The following is a 22,473-nucleotide window of genomic DNA, read 5'->3' on the forward strand; positions in this document are numbered from 1 at the left end:
CTTTATGATATTAATGGGAGTTTAACAATAAATGTACTGCCCTTTCCTTTTTCACTTTCTACCGAAATGTGACCTTGATGGTCGTCTACAATTCGTTTTACATAAGCTAATCCTAATCCGTGGCCTTTTACATTATGTATATTTCCAGTGTGCTCTCTATAAAATTTTTCAAAAACCCGTTTTTGGGCGGCTTTACTCATACCGCTACCTTGGTCTTTTATTTTTAACAATATATTATTTCCTACATTTTCTGTGTAAACATCTATTTTTGGAGCATCTGGCGAATATTTTATGGCATTGTCCAACATGTTTACTATTACATTTGTAAAGTGCGTATCGCTAGCCAGAACAGACGATTTATCGGCATCTAAATGTAAATTGATAAATCCTTGTCGGTCTTCTACAATTAACTCGACATGCGTTACAGCATCTTCTATTAAATCGTGCAGTTTTACACGGTCTTTACTAATGTTTAATTCGTTCTTTTCTAGTTTAGATATTCTTAATACATTTTCTACATGCGCATGCATGCGTTTGTTTTCATCTTTTATCATATTAAGGTAGCGCATTACCTTATCGCGATCGTCTATAATTTTTGGATTTTTTATGGCGTCTAACGCTAAATTGATGGTTGCAATTGGCGTTTTAAATTCGTGCGTCATGTTATTGATAAAATCCGTTTTTATTTCCGAAATTTTACGCTGTTTTATCAGCTGTAATAAGGCACTGGTATATGCTATAATAATGATGGATGTAAAAATGATAGACAATAAAGTCATACCAATTACAGATGACATGATGAATCGGTTTCTTTGCGGAAAATTAACCAACAATCTAAAGTTATTCTGACTGTTTTCGTTCTGAAAAATAGGTACACTAAAGGTTTTATCATCTTTTAACTCAAACCCTTCACTCTGAATTTTGGTAGCCAGATCGTTGCTGTATATGGCAAATTCGTAATCGATATCTATATTATCTTCGTGAAGTTTTTTGGTTAACAACCGTGTAATATCTTCGTTTTTTACGCGCTTATATATAGGTGTTCTACTGGTTAATACTTTAAAGGCTTCTTCAAAACTTTGTTTCTCGGCTTCGTTAAAGCGCCCTATTCTAGACATGCTATATACTGGGCTAACATTTAAATTGTTCTCCAAAACACTTTTACTGCTGTATACCTTGGTCTCGGAATTTCTTAATATGCGCTTTATATTAATACTATCTAAACCTATGTCAAAGATCGAAGACGACAATTTGTAATTCTCTTCTAAAATACCACTTCTGTAATACAACACTTCGTTGGTACTTTCGTTTTGTTGATTAAACAATAACTGCGTAATAGCAACCGTATCGGCTTCCTTCTTTTGATCAACTAAACGCTGAAATTTCTTAAAATAGGTGTTTAATTCTCTTTGCTCTATGTCTTGCGAGACGTAACTTAAAGCCTTTTTTACATTAAACGTAAACTGCTCTTCTTCATTTTTTACAGCATCACTAATGTAACGTGCTTGTACAAAAATAATCCCGACTAGAGATAAGCTCATTAAAAGCACCAAAAGAATGAATAACTTCTTGCTCATCATTCAAAATTAACATTTTAACATTTAGCTTTTTTAACATTTAACCTTACATTAACAAAATTGTTAAAATTTGCCAATTAACTAATTTTATTAAGGATAGTATTATGAATTTGCCCCACTTGACGTTGCATGTGCTCCATAGTGTCGTTTTCAATAACAAAATCGGATAACTCAATACGCCTTTCGTCTGGCCATTGTTGTTTCATTATCGCTTCTATTTTTGCTACGGTAGTTTGGTCGCGCTGTAATAAACGCTCTATTTTTGTAGCTTTATCTAAAACAACAGTAATAATAAAATTGCAGTTTTTATGCGCATCGCTTTCAAATAAAATGGCCGCCTCTTTTAGCACATAAGGCGCTTGCTGTGCGCTTACCCAATCTTTAAAATGCTGTGCTACTCTAGGGTGTACAATAGCATTCATTTTTTGCAACAAGGCTTTGTCATTATAAATTTTATCGGAAATGTAAGGCTTGTTTAAAGCACCGTTTATATAGGCTTCGGCACCGAACACCGCTTTTAATTCTGTAATAATTTCTGAAGACGTGACCATTAAAGCTTTGGCTTCATCATCCGAAATATACACTGGAATGCCATACGCTTGAAACGCTTTTGCGACGGTAGACTTTCCGCTTCCTATACCACCTGTTAGTCCTACTATTGTCATTCCGAAATAATAAATTCTATATTCTGTTGTTTGATTTTTGCACTTTTAATGTGCTCGGGCATTTTAACAATCTCCGGCACTAAATACGACTGGTTTTCGATTTGTTTTTGGTAATCGCATTCTACTTTAAAATCTTTGGCTTGCACCGATTTAAAATTACTTAAATTAGTATAATACAATACAGTAACAGACTTCGGGTAATATTTTAAGGTGATGTTTTTCGGCACATTAATAACGCTTACGGGAATGTTAAATGCGCCTTCTGTAAACTTTTCGACTTTTGCCTTTAACTTCACTTTTTTATGTGAAAACCGAATCTCTTCACTGCCTTCCGGCAACTCTAAATTAAGAGCTGTATCTATATTTAAATGCACATTTTGAAGTTCTAACGGTTCAGTTTTAATATGTTTTATTTTAGAAACCTGTTTTTCTGGCCCGACAATATGAACCGTATCGGGAGTTACGGTATAGCCTTTTAACACATCGAAACCAGGACTGAAGGTAATTTTATTTTGCAAAACTACAGGCACATCTTTAGAGTCGTTTACATCGTAATAAAACTTGATGCTATCTGGAGCAATACTAATGAGTTCGAGATCTTTATCGAACTGTGCATTTATGGCCGAAAACGAACTGCTTTTGTCCCAAACCAATGTCGAATCGTTTATATCGTCATGGTTATCGTAATCTAACCGAAGTTTGGGCGTTTTTAGATAGTATTTCAAAAATTTAAAGCCATAGGTTTTTAAAGTGATATGCAACTTAGGGCTACTATCGTTTAAGATGACATAGGTTTCTGGCAAGTTAATGGGCTGCACCGAAAACGGAATTGTATTTGTTATGGTTCTGGATAATTTATTTAATATTAATATGGTAAAGGACAACAATAAAAACAATGTAAAGACATTAATTTTTTTGCTTTTTACAAACTTTAAAAATCGTTGTTTTAAATCCTTCATCATAATGACTTAAAAAATAGCTTTGGAAAAACCTGTTCCGCATCTTTCTTTAAAAGATGGATGTTAATATACGATTTTAAAAAACCATAACCATACCCAAAAAACTGTACCAATATCGCCCAAACCGCTAAACATGCTACGCCTATTTGTTTCGTACTAACCAATGCTAATAAGAATACTAGTACAAAGTATAAAACATAAGCGAATAAAAACCATTTAAATTGAAACAGCAATACTATAACCGAAACCAGTAATCCAACCGAAAATAGTGTAGGAAACCAATATGTTAGCTTTGCCGTTTCTGGGTGCCACGAATTTAAAATTGGCCGTACTAAACCAAATTTATAGACTTGAGTATAAAATTTAGACCACGATATTCTTCGTTTATGATATACAAAAGCGTCTGGTATTAGCTTGGTTTCGAAACCTAAATGCCATAACCTAATCGATAAATCGGGGTCTTCTCCAGGGTGGATATTTCCAAAACCGTTAGAAGCTTCAAAAGCTTGTTTAGATAGTCCCATATTAAAACTGCGCGGTTGAAATTTTCCTACCTGATGTTTACTTCCTCGGATTCCTCCTGTAGTTAACACCGAAGTCATTGAAAAATTAATGGCTTTTTGCAAGCTTGTAAAAGAGCGTTCTGCGGCATCTGGCCCTCCAAAACAATCTACAAACGCTGTTTTTAAACTAGCATCTACTTCATTTAAATAATTTGATGGCAACACACAATCTGAGTCCAGAATTATAAAATAATTTCCCGTTGCTTTACGCATACCATAATTTCTAGAATCGCCGGGTCCTGAATTTTCTTTATAAAAATAGGCGATGTTTAAACGAGAACTAAAATCATCGACAACAGATTCCGAACTCACATCCGATCCGTCTTCAACAATTACTATCTCGAATTTTAAACTGGTGTTTTGATTTAAAAAACTGTTTAAAAGCTCTTCAATTTCATCGGGACGATTATAAACTGGAATAACAAATGAATAGTGTAAAACCATAACACAAATGTAACCAAATACAAAAAAAAGCCACCTAATTGGTGGCTTTAAATTATATATTAAATTACGAGATAACTAAACTATTTCGTCTCGTTAGCAACAAAAGCATCCATAACCTCGGCACTTACACCCATGTTACTAAATCCTCCGTCGTTGTATAAATTTTGTAAAGTAACACGCTTTGTTAAATCGCTAAACATAGCTACGGTATAATTAGCACAATCTAACGCTGTGGCATTACCTAAAGGCGACATTTTATCGGCGTAAGCTATAAAACCATCAAACCCTTTAACACCTTGCCCTGCTGTTGTAGGCGTTGGCGATTGCGAAATTGTGTTTACACGTACGTTTTTTTCCTTTCCGAAAAAATAACCAAAACTACGTGCTATACTTTCTAAATACGCTTTATTATCGGCCATATCGTTATAATCTGGAAACACACGTTGTGCAGCCATATAAGACAAAGCTACAATGCTTCCCCACTCGTTCATGGCGTCTTTTTGAAATAAAGTTTGCATAACTTTATGGAAAGAAACGGCAGATACATCCCAACCTTTACCCATCCACTCGTGGTTTAAATCGGTGTAATGCTTTCCTTTTCTAACATTTACAGACATACCAATAGAATGCAATACAAAATCTATTTTTCCGCCTAAAATCTCCATAGACTTTTCTACAAGATTTGCTAAATCGTCCATAGAAGTAGCATCGGCAGGAATAATTTCTGATCCTGTTTTTTCTGCTAGAGCTTTTATTTGCCCCATACGCATAGCAATTGGCGCATTGGTTAAAACAAACTCGCCGCCTTCTTCATGTACACGCTCGGCTGTCTTCCAAGCAATAGAGTTTTCGTCTAGTGCTCCAAAAATAATTCCTTTTTTCCCTTTTAATAAATTGTATGACATTCTAGTTGATTTTTATATTATTTAATACTTTACTCTAAAATTAACTTAGGCAAAGATACTACTTAATTCAATAATTGTTTAGCATGAGCTAAAGCCGAACTCGACACTTCTAAACCTCCTAACATTTGCGCGATTTCCAGCACACGCTCTTCTTCCGTTAAGGCTATTAAATTGGTGGTCGTTATTTGATTAACATCCTCCTTATAAACCTTTAAATGCGTATTGCCTTTAGCTGCCACCTGCGGTAAATGCGTTATCGCAAACACTTGCATATTGCTGCTCATATTACGCATAATAACTCCCATTTTGTTAGAAATTTCTCCAGAAACACCAGTATCTATTTCATCGAACATGATGGTTGGCAACTGTATGTATTTGGAAAGCACTGCTTTTATGGCCAACATAATACGCGATAATTCTCCTCCCGATGCAGCTTTATTTAAAGGTTTAAAAGTCCCGCCCTTATTGGCCGAAAATAAAAACTGTAAGTCGTCTTTACCGTTAGCGTAAAACGTTTTACTAGTTTCTAGCTCAATTTGAAATTGAGCATTAGGCATGCCTAAATCTGCTAAATAGACTTCGAGTTGTTGCTTTAAATCTGGAATTACTTCTACCCGTTTATGATGTATATCACCTGCTATCTGGTTTAAAACAGTTTCCTTTTCTGCAATTTTAGCTTGTAATTCGGTAATATTTTTATCGAGATTTTCGGTAACACTAACCTTATCTTCTAATGTATTTTTTATTGCGATTAACTCCGTAACATTGTTTGCTAAATGCTTTTTTAACAAATTATGTAATAATTGTAATCTGGTATTAACCACTTCTAACCTATTCGGATCGGCATCTAGAGCATCTTCTGAAGCTTCAACATCGGCGAAAATGTCGTATAATTCTATTAAACTGCTATCTACCCGCGAATACAATTCTTTGTAATGCGATGAAAATGATGCGATTTTATTAAAATTATTTTTAACCTCTGTTAATATGGCTAAAGCCCCTATTTGCTCGTCGTTTAACAACTGATGCGAGGCCACCAACTTTTCTTTTATAGCTTCAATATTATCTAAGGTTTCGTATTCTTCCTCTAAAGATTCCAACTCACCTTCTACTAGTTTCGCATCTAAAAGTTCTTGCAATAAAAAGGCATTATACTCGTATTCCTTATTCGCTTCCGATTGAAAATCGAGTAGTTTTTGTAAGGCTTTCTGATCGGATTTAAAAACCTTTAAATGCTGCTTATAATTTACTAACGGTTGTTCTGTTTCGGCCAAAGCATCAATAACCTGAAACTGAAAAGCATCGTCTGTTAATTGAAGCGTTTGATGCTGCGAATGAATATCTATAAGGCGTTCGCCCAACACCTGCAAACTACTTAAAGTAACTGGCGTATCGTTTACAAAGGCTCGCGATTTACCCGATGGTAAAATCTCTCGGCGTATAATGGTTTGCTTGTCATAATCTAAATCTTCCTGCTCGAAAATGGGTTTTAAATTATAATTGGCAATATCGAACACTGCTTCAATAACACATTTTTGTTCATCATCTTTTAACGATGATAAATCGGCACGTTTACCTATAATTAAAGATAAAGCACCCAAAACAATAGATTTCCCGGCACCTGTTTCTCCTGTAATTATGGTGAATCCAGGATTAAAACGCGCTTGCAAATCGTCTATTAAAGCGTAATTTTTTATAGATAATGAGGTAAGCAATATAATGAAGCTTTAAATTTACAAAGCCAAAGATAATCGAGTTTTAATTTGTAATCAAACTAAAACTTGATATTTCTCCATTTACTGGAATTGGTTGGCGAAATGGTGTTTAATACATCAACCAAATCGGCGACTTGAACATTTGGCCCATCCGAAAAAATGTCCTCTATTTCATCGCTTTTTGCATCGAAAAAGATACGTGCTAAAAACGAATTTGGCCTTTGGTTATGCATATTCTGTAGTAAAGTAATCGCATCGGCAATGTTTTGTTTTCCCGATTTTAAATCGTCGCTCATTTGGTCTAGCCCCTTGCGATGGTACTGATACATAACCTGCCTGTACTCTTTAAATGTTGGCGAAAACAAATTATCTACCAACATATAACGCGTTTGTAAACCATCTTCCAACTTCCAACCTTGTGCATTTTCCGATTGCGAGTAATTAACAATAGTTTGTGCTTGCGTTAAAAATGGTTCGCCGCCTTGTAGCTCGAAGGTATCGGCATCTAAACCTAAAATCATATATACATGAAAGGCTAAAACCGACACTAAATTTGATTGAAATTGTGTAGGACTAAAGTTTAAGTTTTGATACTCTACATAGCGAAATGTAAAATCTTTATCGTTAAAATTATACACAGGCGTGCTGTACGAAGACCCATAAACCGGTCTAGACGATTGCACTTGTATAGTAGCTTTAAACACATCGCTAGCATACTCCTGCACGGTAATATTCATACTGCAATTTATGCGCTCGTCTTGCTTGTACGCTCTGTTAGTCCATTGTGTATTATTAACAAGTTCTGTTAACTGTTTCTCTAAGGTTTTAAAAACTTGTACATTTTCGTTACCAGTAAATTGGGCATTTACAACTACATTACAGTTTAATTCCTGCCCCAAGGCTACAGATGCTATACTGAAAAAAAGAACAACTAAAAATTTATGCATAAAGCGTATGTATTATATGATGTACTAAATCTTGAGCAACTTCGGATTTTGGCTTCAAATCAAAAGAAACAATCTGTTCTTTATCGTCTATAAATGTTACTTTATTGGTATCCGATTTAAAACCTGCACCTTTATCGTTTAACGAATTTAATACAATTAAATTTAAGTGCTTGCGTTTCAATTTAGCTTTGGCGTGTTCTAGTTCATTATCGGTTTCTAAAGCAAAGCCTACTAAATACTGATGTGATTTAATAGCTCCTAAAGATGCCAAAATATCCTTAGTTTTTTCCAACTCCAATGTTAACGTTGCACTCGCCTTTTTTATTTTGTGCTGAGCAACTTCTTTTGGGCGATAATCGGCCACAGCTGCCGATAGAATGGCAACATCTACCGACATAAAATATTTATGAGCTTGCTCGTACATATCCTGAGCACTTACCACAGGAACAACAGTTACAAAATCATGTTTTAGCACTTGATTGGTTGGCCCTGAAATTAAAACCACCTCGGCTCCTAAATTAGCTGTCGCCTTAGCAATTTCGAATCCCATTTTGCCACTGGAATGATTCCCTATAAATCGCACAGGATCTATAGCTTCGTAAGTTGGCCCTGCCGTAATCATTACTTTTTTGCCATACAAGGGCAATTGCCCTAAAAGGTGTTGTGTAATAAAGGTTACGATATCTTCTGGCTCGGCCATTCTCCCTTCTCCAACCAGACCACTTGCAAGTTCGCCATGTGTTGCCGGTATCATAATGTTACCAAATTTGGTTAAGGTTTCGAATGTAGCTTTGGTTGAAGGGTGCTTGTACATATCCAAATCCATCGCGGGCGCAAAATACACCGGACATTTAGCCGACAAATAAGTGGCCAACAATAAATTATCGCAGGTACCCTGAGCCATTTTAGACAAGGTATTTGCCGTCGCTGGAGCAATGATAAATAAATCGGCCCACAGACCTAATTCTACATGGTTATTCCACACAGCATTTTCATCATCTTCATTATAAAACGAAGATTCTACTGGATGTTTGGATAGGGTTGATAAGGTTAAAGGAGTAACAAAGTCTTTAGAAGCAGGTGTCATAACAACTTTTACGTTGGCACCTGCTTTTATAAATAACCTTACTAGTGAAGCTGTCTTATAAGCAGCAATACCGGCACTTATGCCCAAGAGTATGTTTTTGCCACTTAATATAGACATGGTATATTGTTTTACTGAGCGTCTTCCTCGGTGTTTCTGTAATACACTTTATTATCTAACCACTCTTGTACCGCTAAAGCGTGTGGCTTAGGTAATTTTTCGTAAAATTTAGACACTTCTATTTGCTCTTTATTTTCGAAGATTTCCTCTAAGCTATCGTTATAGGTTGCAAATTCTTCAAGTTTTTCTATAAGCTCTTTTTTTATTTCTGTGTTGATTTGATCTGCTCTTCTAGAAATAATAGAAATAGCTTCATAGATATTTCCTGTAGGTTGGTCTACTTTGTTTCTGTTATACGTAACTGTATTTACAGGAGCATTGATTTTCTTTAAATCCATTATATTAACTTTTAGTGCTATAATTTTCTAATTCGTGTAAAATATTGGCATGCATCTCCTCTACAGTTTCTGTAAATTCCGATGTTGCATATCCTTTTTTAAAAGATTGATAATAATCTTCGGCAGTCTCTAATCGTTCTTGTTTTTTGTACTCTACGCTATTCATAGCTAATTTATAAGCTGCATCTAACCTGTAGTACATGGCCTGCTCTCTGTAAGAAGAGCCTGGAAATTCGAAAATAAAATTATCGAACGACTTTATTGAGGCTTTATAATCTGTAATCGTATTGTATTGTTTAGCGATTTCGAACGCTTTTGTTTCTAGCTTATGGTCTAATTCCTTTATGTATTGATTGGCTTCAGCTACGTATTCCGACTTTGGAAATGCGTTAATAAACAATTGCAGTTTTTCTATGGCATCTTTAGTTTCTGTTTGGTCTTTGCTGTAAACAGGAGATAACATATAATAACTTTTGGCACTGTAAAATGAAGCTTCCTCTAACTTTTCACTTTTCGGGTATGAATCTGCAAAACGCTCGAACTGATATCCTGCTACGTAATAATCTTTCATATCGTAGTAGGTTTTTGCATACATATACATTAATTTTTCTGCTTGCGGCTTACCTCTGTAACTTGGTACAATATCCGAAAACAACCTATTGGCCTTAGCTGCTTTGCCTTGATTGTAAAGATCTTCACCCATTTTATATTTCACAGCAATATCTTCAGACTTTAAAGCTTTTTGATATTCGCTACATGAACTTAATAAAACAGATGCTGTAAATATGTAAAGAAGTTTCCTCATAGTTTTTAAACAGAATGCAAAAATAAGCTATTCTTATTGATTTTAAAAATAATATTTTTCTGCTAAAATAATGGTTGTAATGACTTTATAATGGCGTTTAAGTAATATTTAACGTTTAAAAGTCTAACGAAAAAAACAGGCCTAAAATTTTAATTTCACCTTAGGCCCGAGTGCTATTTTAAAGGGTTTCTACAAACGCTTTAATTTTATCTTTCAACCCTTGCGTGGCCTCTACCAATGGCAATCTTACACTTGCACGACACATATTTAATGCCTCGAACACGGCTTTAATTCCTGCCGGATTATTTTCGGCAAAAATATAAGATGTTAAATCCATTAGTTTATAATGTATCGCATAAGCCTCTTTGGCTTTTCCTTGAAGACCTAACTGAATCATTTTCGAAAACTCGGCAGGTACAGCTTGGCCCAATACAGAGATAACTCCTGCTCCACCTGCTAAAACCACGCCTAAAGCTAAATCGTCGTCTCCAGAAATGATTAAAAAATCGTCTGGCTTATCTTTTAATAAATTTAAATACTGACCTATATTATTACCAGCTTCTTTAACGGCAACGATATTTTTGAAATCTTTAGCTAACCTAAGTGTAGTTTCTGGCAACATATTAGACGCTGTACGTCCTGGCACATTATACAGTATTACTGAAACAGGACAAGCTTCTGCCACCGCTTTGAAATGCTGATAAACGCCTTCTTGGGTTGGCTTACTATAATAAGGAGACACCGATAAAATAGCTTCGAAAGCACTTAAATCTGTAGCTTTAATTTCTTCTACAACTTGTGCCGTATTATTTCCACCTATTCCTAAAACCATAGGCACACGCCCATTATTAGCTTCAGAAACTGTTTTTATAATCGCCTGTTTTTCTTCTTTAGTTACAGTAACACTTTCTCCTGTAGTACCCATTATTACTAAATAATTAGTACCATTTTCAATATTAAAATTAACAATATTTGTTAATGCTTCGTGATCTACACTAAGATCGGCGTTAAAAGGAGTAACAAGCGCTACACCTGTCCCCATTAATTTACTGTTCATGCTTTTAAATTCTTTTTAATATACTGAGGTATTTTAACAATTCGTTTTTAAATACCTGAAAAGCTTTTGGGTCTGACGCTATAATCAAATCGTTAAGCCTTGGTTCTTCTTGTAATACTCCTATTTTAAACTCTGCTTTAGATAGGGCCGTTAATAATTTTAAATGCAGATCGTCTTTAAAATAATAACTAATCAACCCGTCAAAAGGTGTATTTAAAAAAGTCTGCAAATCGGTGTTTTTAACGTGTCCTTTCCAGTCAAAATCCTTCTCATTAAAACAAGGGTACGTCAGGCTTTCCTGTGCATCTTTGTCCTGCGAAAAGAAAATCAATTTAAATTTCACATTATGTATATGTAAAGTTTTAGCTAAAGTTTCGAAAGCTTCTAAGTTTCCAGCCTGATCCCAATCTACGATAACTCCCAAACTTTCAATAGGTTTGGCTCCGTTTAAATCGGCGCGATCGTCTAACAATTTATTAAAATACTTTTTAATAGATTTTTCCTTAAAACCTTTTAAAATCATTTATCTTTAAACTTTCGTGCAAAGGTAGGAAAAACTACAACCATACCTTACTAAATTTTACAAGTTTAATTATGAATTTTAAACAAATAACAACAGTCTTTTTCCTTATACTTTTATGCGCTTGTAAAACAAAAGACCTCAACCTTACTAAAATTGAAGGGCAACAAATTCCAATAAGCGACACTCTACAAGTAAACCAAGACTTAAACAGCTTTATAGCGCCATACCACGACCATGTTACTAAAGAGCTGGATAGCGTGTTAACCTACACCCCAAAAACCTTATCTAGAGAAGACGGCGAATTCAACTCGTCTTTAGGCAATTTAATTGCAGATATTGTTTATATACAGGCAAATCCGGTTTTTCAGTCCAGAACTGGTAACACTATAGATTTTGTATTATCTAACTACGGAAGTATTCGCGCCCCCTTATCTAAAGGCAATGTTACATTACGATCGGTTTACGAACTTATGCCGTTCGAAAATAGCATTGTTGTTGTTGCCCTTTCGGGGATACAAGTAAAAGAAGCTATAGATTTCCTGGTTAAATCGAAACACCCACACCCGATCTCTGGCATTAAACTTGTTGTAGACGAAAATAAAAAACTGATTGATGCCAAAATTAATAACGAGCCTATTTCAGATTCCAAAATTTACTACGTAGCCACCATAGATTATTTATATAATGGTGGCGACCACATGACCTTTTTTAAACCCAACAAAGGCGATTATGTATTAAATTACAAATTGCGTAACGCTTTAATAGATTATTTCACCAAAGCAGACACTATAAACCCTGTTATAGACGACAGATTTACACAACAAAAACAATAAATTAAATTATTACGATTATATGAAACGTCGAGATTTTCTTAAACAAACCACTGCAGCAACTTCTTTAGTTGCTCTTGGCGGTGTAACATTATCGTCTTTTTCTCCTGCATCTGCTTCAAAAAAAATAACCATATTACACACCAACGATGTACACAGCCACATCGATCCCTTTAGTCCAACCGACGCCAATTTCCCAAATATGGGTGGTGTTGCCAGACGAGCTACCTTAATAGACCGTATTCGAAAAGAAAATCCGCACACGCTATTACTCGATGCAGGCGACATTTTTCAAGGCACTCCCTATTTTAATTTTTACGGAGGTGAATTGGAGTTTAAACTGATGAGCAAATTAAAATACGACGCTGCCACCATAGGGAACCACGATTTCGACAATGGTATAGACGGACTCTACGCGCAATTACCACATGCAGAGTTTCCTTTTTTAATTGCCAATTACGATTTTTCGAATACAATCATGGACACTCATACCAAATCTTATAAGGTATTCATAAAAAACGATATAAAAATTGGTGTATTTGGTGTAGGCATTCAACTAGAAAACCTAGTAGACCCAGCCATGTATAAAGAAACTAAATATTTAAACCCCATTGAAATTGCTCAAGACATGAGCAGAATTTTAAAAGAAGAAGAACATTGCGACCTTGTAATTTGCCTATCACATTTAGGTTACAAATACGACAGCGATAAAGTTAGCGATCTTAAATTGGCCGCAGCTACCAAAAACATCGATTTAATTATTGGCGGGCACACGCATACTTTTTTACCAAAACCAACAATCGTAAAAAATAGCGAAAATCAAAATATACTTGTTAATCAAGTAGGGAAATATGGTGTAAATCTAGGCCGAATAGACTTTTACTTCGACCACAACAAAAACAAAGCTGCCAATGGCACGGCTATAAACGTATAATACATATTAAAAACTACGCATTTTGAGCTACCAAATGCTTGGTTGCCCCAATACTTACCGAGGCGTACATAAATACAAAAGCCAGCACGAAAAAGCCATAGGTTAAAATATTCAACAAGGACACTTCTGCTATATAGAAAAAAGCAAATTGCAGTAGCTCCGAAAACACCAAACATGTTGCCCCAACAAACAACAACAAGGCTTTTTTATTATCTCGGTATAAATAGTTTAAAAAAGAAACCGTTAAAACACTTAACACCACAGCATTATACAAAAACTCAAAATACACAGAAATCGTATTTAAGTCCAAACTCACAATGGTATACAACACATATAATAAATAAGCGTTTAATGCCAATAAAATCATTAGCGTTACCCGTAATTCTTTTACTACATATCTAAAATTTAGCTTGTTTAATAAATCCAAAACAAAACAAGAATACGCCGTTAGGTATAACGAATTACCGATAAAATACTCGCAATTAACAGGCAAATAAGGCCCTATAAAAGTTAAAAGCTCGGAGACAGAAAACAAGATTAAAAAGGCCGAAAAGTAGGCACTGCGTTTACTGATGGTAAAAAAATACACTCCAGTAATTACAGGCACCACAAAAGCCTTCACCATAGCTGCCGACAAGTGCAAATCTTTCATTTCAAAAAACACAAACAACACGCTTAGCAAAACGATAAAGCCCACTAAAATTTGTATTTTACGCATTATTTTTGGTTTTTTAGACGTCTACTCCAACGTGCTTAACAAGATTAAAAACGGAGATAGATGCTTCAAAAATAAAAATTTTAAAATAAGATGCAATTATTTTATCATATTCAGGAATTCTTCTTCTGTAATTACAGGTATATTTAATTGCTCGGCTTTTGTACGTTTACTTGGCCCCATTTTATCGCCCGCCACCAAATAACTGGTTTTAGACGAAATAGAACTCCCTACTTTCCCGCCATGATCTTCAATTAATTTTTTAAGCTCGTCTCTAGACACCGATGAGAATACGCCCGAGACCACAAAAGTATTCCCTACTAAAGTATCGGTTTGATTTGCCAAAGCATCTTCCGAAATCTGCAACGCAACTCCAAAGGATTTTAAACGCGCTATAATGCGATTGTTTTCTTCGGATTGAAAAAAGGCCACAACACTTTCTGCTATCTTAACACCAATTTCATCAACATTAACCAAAGTCTCTTCCGAAGCTTGCGCAATGGCTTCAATACTCTTAAAATGCTTAACCAATTTTTTAGCCACGGTTTCGCCCACATAACGAATACCCAATGCATACAATACACGCTCGAAAGGCACTTGTTTAGACTGCTCGATACCTTGTATTAAATTATCGGCACTTTTTTCAGCCATACGCTCTAAAGGCAATACATCCTCCTTTTTCAAAGCATACAAATCGGAATAATTTTGAATAAGATTAGCATTAACCAAAAGCGCTACGGTTTCGCCTCCTAAACCATCAATATCCATCGCTTTACGAGAAATAAAATGCTGAATGCGCCCCACAATTTGTGGTTTGCATCCATTGTAGTTTGGGCAGTAATGTTGTGCCTCGCCCTCTTGCCTAACCAATTCTGTACCACATTCGGGGCAATGGGTAATATATTGTGTAGGGATAGAATCTGTTGGACGTTTAGTGAAATCGACCGCAATAATTTTCGGGATAATTTCACCGCCTTTTTCTACATAAACCTCATCGCCTTCACGAATATCTAATTTCGCAATCTGGTCGGCGTTATGCAACGATGCCCGCTTAACCGTGGTTCCTGCCAATTCTACAGGTTCTAAATTGGCCACAGGCGTTATCGCTCCTGTTCTCCCCACTTGATATGTGATTTCGTTAAGTCTGGTAGACACTTGCTCTGCCTTAAACTTATAAGCCATAGCCCAGCGTGGCGCCTTAGCCGTATGCCCCAATTCGTCTTGCTGCTGAAAACTATTAACCTTAATAACTACACCATCGGTTTCGTAGGGCAAATCGTGACGATGTGTGCCCCAATAATTTATAAATTCGAAAACCTCATCTATAGAACTCGCCAATTTAGCAGCCTTTGGCACTTTAAACCCCCAAGCTCTTGCTTTTTCTAAACTCTCTATTTGCGATGTAATATTTAAATTACTCCCTATAATATTATACAACAAACACTCTAGCGGGCGCTTAGCAACCTCGCTGCTATCTTGCAGTTTTAAACTTCCCGAAGCTGTATTTCTAGGATTCCTGTAAGGTTCTTCGCCAATTTCTATACGTGACTCGTTCATTTTGTTAAAACCATCAAACGGCAAAATAATTTCGCCACGAATATCAAATCGCTCAGGATAATCACCAGTTAACTGCAAAGGCACCGATTTTATAGTTTTCACATTTGCCGTCACCTCATCGCCTTGTACACCATCGCCTCGTGTTACAGCTTTTAACAGTTGCCCATTTTCATAAGTGATGCTTATAGATGCCCCGTCGTACTTCAATTCGCAAGTATAGCTAACAGGACCATCGACCATTTTTTTAATGCGTTGCTCCCAAGCCAATAAATCCTCTTTAGAATATGAATTATCTAAAGAATACATGCGATAATCGTGCACTACCGTATTAAAACTTTTAGTGACAGCACCGCCAACACGCTGCGTTGGCGAATTTGCATCGAAAAACTCAGGGTGTTTAGCCTCTAGCTCCTGAAGTGTTTTAAGCTTCATGTCGAACTCAAAATCACTAATATCGCTTTCATCTAAAACATAATACTTGTAATTATAAGCATTTAACTCGTTTCTTAACTCTTGTATTTGCGCCTCTATAGTCATTTTATAATCGTTCTTTATTTAACCATTGCGGAGCTGGCAATGGTTTGTAGTGTTTCATTTTTTCTAAAAGCCCTTCAATTGTATCATCTACTACCACAGCATTTAAATGGTCTTGTTTTAAAAATCCGCGTGTAACCATAGCGTTACAATATGCTAACAAATGATCGAAATACCCATTGATATTTAGAATTCCGATGGGTTTAGTGTGAAGTCCCAACTGCCCCCATGTGGTAATCTCGAAAAACTCATCCATCGTTCCGAAACCTCCAGGTAGCATTATAAATCCATCGGACTTATCGTACATTTGCACTTTCCGATCGTGCATGTTTTGAGTAACAATCAACTCCGACAAACTAGGATGCACAATTTCTTTTGTTTTTAAAAAGTGAGGGATTATTCCTAAAACCTGCCCATTAGCATCTAAAACGCCACGAGCCACTTCGCCCATAATCCCTAATTGCGATGCGCCATAAACCAAAGTAATATTACGCTTTGCTAAAGTTTCTCCCAAGAGATACGATGTTTCTAAAATTTCAGAATCGGTTCCGCTACTAGAACCACAAAATACAGCTATAGATTTCATTTGTTTTGCACTCCTTTTATCATTCTATTTCGTTTAAACATGTCTCGCCGTAAAGCCACGTCTTTAAATTTATGTTCCAATAACAAAGCCACCATATCGTTGCCTAAATATTCGTTTATTTCAAAAAACAATAGTCCTCCCTCTACTAAAGTTTTGGTTGCCAAATCTGTAATGGCCTTATAAAACTTTAACGGATTAGCATCATCTACAAACAGGGCTAAATGGGGTTCGTGATTTAAAACGTTTGGTTTCATTTGTTGTTTTTCCATCTCGCGAACATACGGCGGATTGGACACAATAATATCGAAAGGCAAAGCAAAGTCGGCAATTATCGTTGGATCTACAGTTAAAATATCGGACTGAATAAAACGCACCGACACGTTATTAATCTCCGCATTACGCTGCGCGACCTTTATGGCTTCTTCACTAATATCTACCCCAAACACTTCGGCATGCTCAAAATGTTTAGCTAAGGCTGTTGCTATGCAACCACTTCCCGTACCGATATCCAATATTCTTAAAGGCGCTTTTATCTCTTCTAATTTAGATTCTATAATCCAAGCCACCAACTCTTCGGTTTCAGGTCTTGGAATTAACACCTGATTATTAACCTGAAACGTTAAACCAAAAAACTCGGTTGTTTTTAAAAGATATTGAATAGGCTCGTGCCTTTTTAAAGCTTCTAAAGCCTGAAACACAAGCTCTGCCTCGTCCTCACTAATGGCATAATCTGGTTGAATAGCCAAAGTGATACGTTTGACATTAAAATAATAATCGCAAATCATAAAAAAGAATTGATCGACCTCTTCTTTATCATAATCGGCATCTAAGGCTTTATGAAAATCCTGTTGTATTGCTTTTAATTTCATAAGGTTTTAATCATCCATACATTACACGAATAATGTCCTGTTTTCCCTAAAGGCTTTTCTAAATTTTTAAAGCCATTCTGTGTATACAATTTGGTGGCTGCTTGCATATAAGGTAAGGTTTCCAAATAACACTTTTTGTAACCAAGCGTTTTAGCTTTGCCTAAACAAATTTGCATCATTCGTTGTCCTAAACCACGACCTCTGGCCGATTTTAAAAAATACATTTTTTGCAATTCGCAAGTTTCGGGCTCGTTTTCTAATGGCCCAACGCCTGCGCCACCAACAACCGCACCATCTTCTACCACCACAAAATAAGCACATTTAAAGCCACTGTACGTCTTAAACATATCGTTTAGGGCTTCATCTTCGTAAGCTGTTCCAACTTTAGGCGCTCCAGATTCAACTAAAACTTCTCGAATTACATTTGCGATGTGCTGATTATCTTCTTGTTGAATTTCTCGTATCTCAACATGGCTCATCCCCATTTTTAATCTTATTTTTGTGACGTGAAGATACATGAAAAATATATAAAACGCTGTATAGAAATTGCCAAAAACGGTCTTGGCACTACCAGACCAAACCCTATGGTAGGCTGTGTAATTGTACATAACAATTTAATTATCGGAGAAGGTTTCACCAGTCCTTACGGCGGTCCACATGCCGAAGTAAATGCAATAGGGTCGGTTAACAACAAAGTGCTATTAAAAGAAGCCACACTTTATGTGACTTTAGAGCCCTGTTCGCATTTTGGGAAGACACCGCCGTGTAGCGATTTAATTATTAAACACCAGATTCCAAAAGTGATTATTGGCACAATAGACGATAATTCGCTTGTCGCTGGACAAGGCATTAAAAAATTAAAAGCTGCAGGTTGCCAGGTTACAGTTGGTATTTTAGAACAGGAATGCAAACAGCACCACAAACGTTTTTTCACATTCCATAATAAAAAACGCCCCTATATTATTTTAAAATGGGCGGAGTCCGCCAATGGTTTTATTGCGCCTAAAACTAAAAAGGAACAAAAACCAGTTTGGATAACCAACCCTTACTCCAGACAATTGGTTCATAAATGGCGCGCCGAAGAACAAGCTATTTTAGTTGGCGGCAACACCGTTATAAAAGACAACCCGAGTTTAACGGTTCGTGATTGGGCAGGACAACACCCAACACGAATAGTATTAGACAAACACGACAACCTACCTAAAACAGCTTCGGTATTTAACAACGAAGCCAAAACCATTGTGTTTACCCCAGAACATTTAAATTTTGGCAACCCGATTGCCAGCCAAATTTGCGAGCAGTTACACCAACAAAACATTACATCGGTAATTATTGAAGGCGGCACCAAAACGCTTCAAACCTTTATAAACGAAAATTTATGGGATGAAGCTCGCGTTTTTTACGGAAACAACTTTTTTGAAGACGGCACAAAAGCACCAACCTTTATAGGCACATTAATTTCAAAACAACACATTTTAAACGATACCTTAAAATATTTCAGCAATGATTAAAACCATAATATTCGACTTTGGAGACGTATTTATTAACCTAGACAAAGTTGGCGCTCTAGAACTCGCTTTACATCAATTTAAGCTTGAAAACTTTACCGACGACATGCTTCGTATTAACGAACAATACGAAATGGGGCTTATTAGCAATACCGAATTTCTAAATTTCTACAACACTACTTTCCCCGAACATTCAACTGAAAAAATTTTAGATATCTGGAATGCCATTTTAAAAGATTTCCCGCACCATCGTTTAGAATTTTTAAAAGAATTATCGGAAAGCAATGCCTATAAACTTATTTTATTAAGTAACACGAACGACCTTCATATAGAATTTGTAAAAAGTTATGTGCCGTTTTTTAACGAATTTAAAAGTTATTTTGATCTCTTTTATTTGTCGCACGAAATTCACCTTAGAAAACCCAATGCCAATATTTACGAATTTGTTTTAAACGAAAACAATCTAAAGGCTGATGAAACTCTCTTTGTTGACGACACCACAGAAAATACAGACGCAGCACAAAAACTAGGTATACACACTTGGAATATTAATCCAGCAACCGAAGACGTAACTACACTTTTCAAAACTAAAGAAGAATTATTTAGCTAATTTTTTTGGAAATACAAGACACATACAAAACACTAGCACAACCCTCGGAAGAAACGTTGTTTAAAGAAAAGAACAGCAAATTTTTTGGCTATGCGTTTCCCGTAAGTTCCGAAGACGAAGTAAAAGAACATTTAGAGCAAATAAAAAAACAACACCATTCGGCAAGGCATTGGTGCTACGCTTACCAACTTGGCACCGAAACCATTACTTACAGAGCAAACGACGATGGCGAACCCAACAATTCGGCAGGCATGCCAATTTATGGCCAAATACAATCGTTCGAGGTCACGAATGTTCTCGTTGTTGTTGTACGCTATTTTGGCGGTGTAAAACTGGGTGTTGGCGGTTTAATTAGCGCTTACAAAACTTCGGCTCAACTAAGTTTAGAAGCTTCAAAAATTATAGAACGCATTATAACAAACAATTACCTAATTGTATTCGATTATAAGAATATGAATAAGGTAATGCGTATTATAAAAGAAAAGCAACTCGATGTAATTAATCAGAAATTAGAATTGCATTGCGAGCTAACAATAGCTGTTAGAAAAAAAGACGCTGAAGCCATTTTTAATCTTTTCGACACGCTTTTTGAAGTTACCATTAAGCAGCTGTAAGATTACACAGGCATTAAGTCTAATATATAATTCGGACAACGCATTGGGCGCTTGGTTTCTTTGTTCATAAATGCTAAAACAGTATTAGCTAAAACGATAATTTCGCCAGCTTCATTTGTAATTTCAAAGTCAAAATCTATCTTAACTCCAGGACGTTCTTTTAATATTGTTTTTACGGTAATAACCTCATCATAAAAAGCTGATTTTTTGTAATTTAAACTCATAGAAATTACTGGCAACATAATACCTTTGTCTTCCATTTCTTTATACGAAATACCTAAGGCCCGCAACCACTCAGTCCGCGCCATTTCTAGGTATAACGCGTAATTACCATGATGTACAACCCCCATTTGATCGGTTTCGCCATATCTTACTCTTATTTGTATTTCGTCGAATTTCATAACTAAGTTTAAATATTTTTTTGTAGCTTCGGAAACATGTTAAACATGAGGAAAAAAATCTAAAAATTCAATAGCTACGTATTTTTTTTTTAAGATTTTTGTTCACATATTTGTCATACCAATAATCAGGAGATAATTTCGTTTTCTCCAACAACTTTTACTAACAAAAATCTTTTAAAAAATAATGAGTGTAACTGCGCAATCGGTATGGAATAATTGTCTAGAATTCATAAAAGATAACATTCAACCGCAAGCATACAAAACCTGGTTTGAACCGATCGTCGCAGTAAAATTAACGGACAATGCATTAAGCATTCAAGTACCGAGTAAATTTTTCTATGAGTGGCTAGAAGAACATTACGTTAAAATTTTAAAAGTTGCGTTAACCAAAGAATTAGGAGCCAAAGCCAAACTTGTTTACATTATAAAAATGGAAAACACATACGGCAACAAACAACCGTTTACAGAGCGCATTCCTAGTTCTAGCAGAACGCCAGTAAAGGCCCAAGACGTCGACATTCCGCTTAACAACAAAAATCCAGAATTACGCAATCCGTTTATTATTCCTGGCATTAGAAATGTTAAAATAGAATCGCAATTAAACCCTAATTATAGTTTCGAAAACTTCTTGGAAGGCGACTCTAACCGCCTAGCCAGAAGCGCAGGGTTAGCTGTTGCAGCCAAACCAGGAGGCACTTCGTTCAATCCGCTTTTAATTTTTGGTGGTGTTGGTTTAGGAAAAACCCATTTAGCACACGCTATTGGGGTTGAAATAAAAGATAAATACCCAGAAAAAACGGTACTTTATATTTCTGCCGAGAAATTCACCCAACAATACATCGACTCTGTTAAGAAAAATAATAGAAATGATTTCATTCATTTCTATCAGATTATAGATGTCTTGATTATAGACGACGTTCAGTTTTTATCTGGAAAATCAGGTACGCAAGATGTATTTTTCCACATCTTCAACCATTTACATCAAAACGGCAAACAAGTTATCTTAACAAGCGACAAAGCACCTGTTGATATGCAAGATATCGAGCAACGTTTGTTATCTCGTTTTAAATGGGGACTTTCTGCAGAATTACAAAGTCCAGATTACGAAACCCGCATCTCGATACTTAACAACAAACTTTACAGAGATGGCGTTGATATGCCAGAAGAGATTGTAGATTATGTTGCTAAAAATATTAAAACCAATGTAAGGGAATTAGAAGGCGCTATCATTTCGTTAATTGCACAATCGTCTTTCAATAAAAAGGAAATCACCTTAGATCTCGCTAAGCAAATTGTCGAAAAATTTGTAAAAAACACCAAACGCGAAGTATCTATAGATTACATACAAAAAGTGGTTTCGGATTATTTCCAAATGAATGTAGACACCCTACAATCTAAAACCCGAAAACGCCATATTGTACAAGCCAGACAGCTCGCTATGTTTTTCGCAAAAAAATATACAAAAGCATCACTAGCAAGTATAGGTTCGCAAATAGGAAAACGAGATCATGCAACTGTATTACACGCTTGCAAAACTGTTGATAATTTATCGACTACTGACAAGCAATTTAAAAAATACGTAGAAGACATTACCAAAAAACTCTCTATTTAAT

Annotated in this window: 24 protein-coding genes; 6 read left to right on the plus strand and 18 right to left on the minus strand. The window is 35.8% G+C overall.

Translation table 11 applies throughout. The annotated features are described in order from the left end of the window. Positions 1–2: 2 nt before the first annotated feature. The 12 genes from ACR9EA_RS12935 to ACR9EA_RS12990 all read right to left on the minus strand — a co-directional run bounded on the left by ACR9EA_RS12935 (position 3) and on the right by ACR9EA_RS12990 (position 11,702). The gene (locus ACR9EA_RS12935) at positions 3–1,577 is read right to left on the minus strand and encodes a sensor histidine kinase (protein ID WP_435139885.1); all 1,575 of its coding nucleotides are present in this window, start codon (positions 1,575–1,577) and stop codon (positions 3–5) included. 77 nt (positions 1,578–1,654) lie between these two features. Continuing rightward, entirely contained in the window at positions 1,655–2,242 is a 588-nt protein-coding gene (coaE, locus tag ACR9EA_RS12940) for a dephospho-CoA kinase (RefSeq protein ID WP_435133781.1), read from the minus strand. After that, the gene (locus ACR9EA_RS12945; RefSeq protein ID WP_435133784.1) at positions 2,239–3,204 is read right to left on the minus strand and encodes a CdaR family protein; all 966 of its coding nucleotides are present in this window, start codon (positions 3,202–3,204) and stop codon (positions 2,239–2,241) included. The genes coaE and ACR9EA_RS12945 overlap by 4 nt, the downstream gene beginning before the upstream one ends. Next, complete coding sequence (locus ACR9EA_RS12950) at positions 3,201–4,208, minus strand: glycosyltransferase (RefSeq protein ID WP_435133787.1); 1,008 nt, start codon at positions 4,206–4,208, stop codon at positions 3,201–3,203. Before ACR9EA_RS12950 ends, ACR9EA_RS12945 begins: the two co-directional genes overlap by 4 nt. Positions 4,209–4,288: 80 nt before the next feature. Then, entirely contained in the window at positions 4,289–5,113 is an 825-nt protein-coding gene (locus ACR9EA_RS12955; protein WP_435133790.1) for an enoyl-ACP reductase FabI, read from the minus strand. A gap of 62 nt (positions 5,114–5,175) precedes the next feature. Beyond that, on the minus strand, positions 5,176–6,828 hold the full coding sequence (gene recN / locus ACR9EA_RS12960) for a DNA repair protein RecN (protein ID WP_435133793.1): 1,653 nt from the start codon (positions 6,826–6,828) through the stop codon (positions 5,176–5,178). 59 nt (positions 6,829–6,887) lie between these two features. Next, positions 6,888–7,775, minus strand: a complete 888-nt coding sequence (locus tag ACR9EA_RS12965; RefSeq protein ID WP_435133795.1) for a DUF4835 family protein — start codon at positions 7,773–7,775, stop codon at positions 6,888–6,890. After that, positions 7,768–8,979: a bifunctional phosphopantothenoylcysteine decarboxylase/phosphopantothenate--cysteine ligase CoaBC gene (gene coaBC / locus ACR9EA_RS12970; protein ID WP_435133798.1), complete on the minus strand. Its 1,212-nt coding sequence runs from the start codon at positions 8,977–8,979 to the stop codon at positions 7,768–7,770. Before coaBC ends, ACR9EA_RS12965 begins: the two co-directional genes overlap by 8 nt. 11 nt (positions 8,980–8,990) lie before the next feature. Further along, entirely contained in the window at positions 8,991–9,317 is a 327-nt protein-coding gene (locus tag ACR9EA_RS12975; protein WP_435133801.1) for a DNA-directed RNA polymerase subunit omega, read from the minus strand. A 4-nt stretch (positions 9,318–9,321) separates the two neighbouring features. Next, positions 9,322–10,122 carry an outer membrane protein assembly factor BamD gene (locus ACR9EA_RS12980; RefSeq protein ID WP_435133803.1) on the minus strand — a complete coding sequence of 267 codons (801 nt, stop codon included), beginning with the start codon at positions 10,120–10,122 and terminating at the stop codon, positions 9,322–9,324. 178 nt (positions 10,123–10,300) lie between these two features. Continuing rightward, positions 10,301–11,179 (minus strand): 4-hydroxy-tetrahydrodipicolinate synthase, encoded by an 879-nt coding sequence (gene dapA, locus ACR9EA_RS12985; RefSeq protein ID WP_435133806.1) that lies wholly within the window; start codon positions 11,177–11,179, stop codon positions 10,301–10,303. 4 nt (positions 11,180–11,183) lie between these two features. Continuing rightward, positions 11,184–11,702, minus strand: coding sequence for a DUF6913 domain-containing protein (locus ACR9EA_RS12990; protein ID WP_435133808.1), 519 nt, complete (start codon positions 11,700–11,702; stop codon positions 11,184–11,186). 71 nt (positions 11,703–11,773) lie between these two features. On the opposite strand from ACR9EA_RS12990, the gene ACR9EA_RS12995 reads away from it, so the two are divergent. After that, positions 11,774–12,535 carry a 5'-nucleotidase C-terminal domain-containing protein gene (locus tag ACR9EA_RS12995; protein ID WP_435133811.1) on the plus strand — a complete coding sequence of 254 codons (762 nt, stop codon included), beginning with the start codon at positions 11,774–11,776 and terminating at the stop codon, positions 12,533–12,535. Between the two features lie 19 nt (positions 12,536–12,554). Continuing rightward, on the plus strand, positions 12,555–13,466 hold the full coding sequence (locus ACR9EA_RS13000; RefSeq protein ID WP_435133812.1) for a metallophosphoesterase: 912 nt from the start codon (positions 12,555–12,557) through the stop codon (positions 13,464–13,466). A 13-nt stretch (positions 13,467–13,479) separates the two neighbouring features. Here ACR9EA_RS13000 and ACR9EA_RS13005 read toward each other — a convergent pair whose 3' ends face one another. From ACR9EA_RS13005 to ACR9EA_RS13025, 5 genes are all read right to left on the minus strand, one after another. Beyond that, complete coding sequence (locus tag ACR9EA_RS13005) at positions 13,480–14,184, minus strand: hypothetical protein (protein WP_435133815.1); 705 nt, start codon at positions 14,182–14,184, stop codon at positions 13,480–13,482. A 96-nt stretch (positions 14,185–14,280) separates the two neighbouring features. Then, entirely contained in the window at positions 14,281–16,275 is a 1,995-nt protein-coding gene (gene ligA, locus ACR9EA_RS13010) for an NAD-dependent DNA ligase LigA (RefSeq protein WP_435133817.1), read from the minus strand. 1 nt (position 16,276) lies between these two features. Then, complete coding sequence (locus ACR9EA_RS13015) at positions 16,277–16,858, minus strand: TIGR00730 family Rossman fold protein (RefSeq protein WP_435133820.1); 582 nt, start codon at positions 16,856–16,858, stop codon at positions 16,277–16,279. Continuing rightward, entirely contained in the window at positions 16,855–17,727 is an 873-nt protein-coding gene (gene prmC / locus ACR9EA_RS13020) for a peptide chain release factor N(5)-glutamine methyltransferase (protein ID WP_435133823.1), read from the minus strand. Before prmC ends, ACR9EA_RS13015 begins: the two co-directional genes overlap by 4 nt. Continuing rightward, entirely contained in the window at positions 17,724–18,206 is a 483-nt protein-coding gene (locus ACR9EA_RS13025) for a GNAT family N-acetyltransferase (RefSeq protein WP_435133826.1), read from the minus strand. Before ACR9EA_RS13025 ends, prmC begins: the two co-directional genes overlap by 4 nt. Before the next feature lie 27 nt (positions 18,207–18,233). Between ACR9EA_RS13025 and ribD the strand changes: the two genes are divergently transcribed. Genes ribD through ACR9EA_RS13040 form a run of 3 tightly spaced genes read left to right on the plus strand, consistent with a single transcriptional unit; the run spans position 18,234 to position 20,459 of the window. Beyond that, positions 18,234–19,238, plus strand: coding sequence for a bifunctional diaminohydroxyphosphoribosylaminopyrimidine deaminase/5-amino-6-(5-phosphoribosylamino)uracil reductase RibD (gene ribD / locus ACR9EA_RS13030; protein ID WP_435133829.1), 1,005 nt, complete (start codon positions 18,234–18,236; stop codon positions 19,236–19,238). Next, positions 19,231–19,845 (plus strand): HAD family hydrolase, encoded by a 615-nt coding sequence (locus tag ACR9EA_RS13035; RefSeq protein ID WP_435133832.1) that lies wholly within the window; start codon positions 19,231–19,233, stop codon positions 19,843–19,845. Before ribD ends, ACR9EA_RS13035 begins: the two co-directional genes overlap by 8 nt. Positions 19,846–19,850: 5 nt before the next feature. Beyond that, positions 19,851–20,459: an IMPACT family protein gene (locus ACR9EA_RS13040; RefSeq protein ID WP_435133835.1), complete on the plus strand. Its 609-nt coding sequence runs from the start codon at positions 19,851–19,853 to the stop codon at positions 20,457–20,459. Between the two features lie 2 nt (positions 20,460–20,461). Here ACR9EA_RS13040 and ACR9EA_RS13045 read toward each other — a convergent pair whose 3' ends face one another. Continuing rightward, a complete protein-coding gene (locus ACR9EA_RS13045) occupies positions 20,462–20,860 on the minus strand; it encodes an acyl-CoA thioesterase (RefSeq protein WP_435133838.1) in 399 nt (132 codons plus the stop codon). Positions 20,861–21,044: 184 nt separating this feature from the next. Here ACR9EA_RS13045 and dnaA point away from each other — a divergent pair, with 184 nt between their 5' ends. Then, positions 21,045–22,472 (plus strand): chromosomal replication initiator protein DnaA, encoded by a 1,428-nt coding sequence (gene dnaA / locus ACR9EA_RS13050; RefSeq protein WP_435133841.1) that lies wholly within the window; start codon positions 21,045–21,047, stop codon positions 22,470–22,472. The last annotated feature ends 1 nt before the right edge of the window (position 22,473 follow it).

Source organism: Formosa sp. A9 (genome assembly GCF_051200825.1).
Taxonomy (GTDB): Bacteria; Bacteroidota; Bacteroidia; order Flavobacteriales; family Flavobacteriaceae; genus Formosa.

What these genes read in the sequence shown, in the direction of transcription:
- ACR9EA_RS12935 (WP_435139885.1), bottom strand. Translation starts at nt 1,577, where the DNA reads ATGAGCAAGAAGTTATTCATTCTTTTGGTGCTTTTAATGAGCTTATCT.
- coaE (WP_435133781.1), bottom strand. Translation starts at nt 2,242, where the DNA reads ATGACAATAGTAGGACTAACAGGTGGTATAGGAAGCGGAAAGTCTACC.
- ACR9EA_RS12945 (WP_435133784.1), bottom strand. Translation starts at nt 3,204, where the DNA reads ATGATGAAGGATTTAAAACAACGATTTTTAAAGTTTGTAAAAAGCAAA.
- ACR9EA_RS12950 (WP_435133787.1), bottom strand. Translation starts at nt 4,208, where the DNA reads ATGGTTTTACACTATTCATTTGTTATTCCAGTTTATAATCGTCCCGAT.
- ACR9EA_RS12955 (WP_435133790.1), bottom strand. Translation starts at nt 5,113, where the DNA reads ATGTCATACAATTTATTAAAAGGGAAAAAAGGAATTATTTTTGGAGCA.
- ACR9EA_RS12965 (WP_435133795.1), bottom strand. Translation starts at nt 7,775, where the DNA reads ATGCATAAATTTTTAGTTGTTCTTTTTTTCAGTATAGCATCTGTAGCC.
- coaBC (WP_435133798.1), bottom strand. Translation starts at nt 8,979, where the DNA reads ATGTCTATATTAAGTGGCAAAAACATACTCTTGGGCATAAGTGCCGGT.
- ACR9EA_RS12975 (WP_435133801.1), bottom strand. Translation starts at nt 9,317, where the DNA reads ATGGATTTAAAGAAAATCAATGCTCCTGTAAATACAGTTACGTATAAC.
- ACR9EA_RS12980 (WP_435133803.1), bottom strand. Translation starts at nt 10,122, where the DNA reads ATGAGGAAACTTCTTTACATATTTACAGCATCTGTTTTATTAAGTTCA.
- dapA (WP_435133806.1), bottom strand. Translation starts at nt 11,179, where the DNA reads ATGAACAGTAAATTAATGGGGACAGGTGTAGCGCTTGTTACTCCTTTT.
- ACR9EA_RS12990 (WP_435133808.1), bottom strand. Translation starts at nt 11,702, where the DNA reads ATGATTTTAAAAGGTTTTAAGGAAAAATCTATTAAAAAGTATTTTAAT.
- ACR9EA_RS12995 (WP_435133811.1), top strand. Translation starts at nt 11,774, where the DNA reads ATGAATTTTAAACAAATAACAACAGTCTTTTTCCTTATACTTTTATGC.
- ACR9EA_RS13000 (WP_435133812.1), top strand. Translation starts at nt 12,555, where the DNA reads ATGAAACGTCGAGATTTTCTTAAACAAACCACTGCAGCAACTTCTTTA.
- ACR9EA_RS13005 (WP_435133815.1), bottom strand. Translation starts at nt 14,184, where the DNA reads ATGCGTAAAATACAAATTTTAGTGGGCTTTATCGTTTTGCTAAGCGTG.
- ligA (WP_435133817.1), bottom strand. Translation starts at nt 16,275, where the DNA reads ATGACTATAGAGGCGCAAATACAAGAGTTAAGAAACGAGTTAAATGCT.
- ACR9EA_RS13015 (WP_435133820.1), bottom strand. Translation starts at nt 16,858, where the DNA reads ATGAAATCTATAGCTGTATTTTGTGGTTCTAGTAGCGGAACCGATTCT.
- prmC (WP_435133823.1), bottom strand. Translation starts at nt 17,727, where the DNA reads ATGAAATTAAAAGCAATACAACAGGATTTTCATAAAGCCTTAGATGCC.
- ACR9EA_RS13025 (WP_435133826.1), bottom strand. Translation starts at nt 18,206, where the DNA reads ATGAGCCATGTTGAGATACGAGAAATTCAACAAGAAGATAATCAGCAC.
- ACR9EA_RS13035 (WP_435133832.1), top strand. Translation starts at nt 19,231, where the DNA reads ATGATTAAAACCATAATATTCGACTTTGGAGACGTATTTATTAACCTA.
- ACR9EA_RS13045 (WP_435133838.1), bottom strand. Translation starts at nt 20,860, where the DNA reads ATGAAATTCGACGAAATACAAATAAGAGTAAGATATGGCGAAACCGAT.
- dnaA (WP_435133841.1), top strand. Translation starts at nt 21,045, where the DNA reads ATGAGTGTAACTGCGCAATCGGTATGGAATAATTGTCTAGAATTCATA.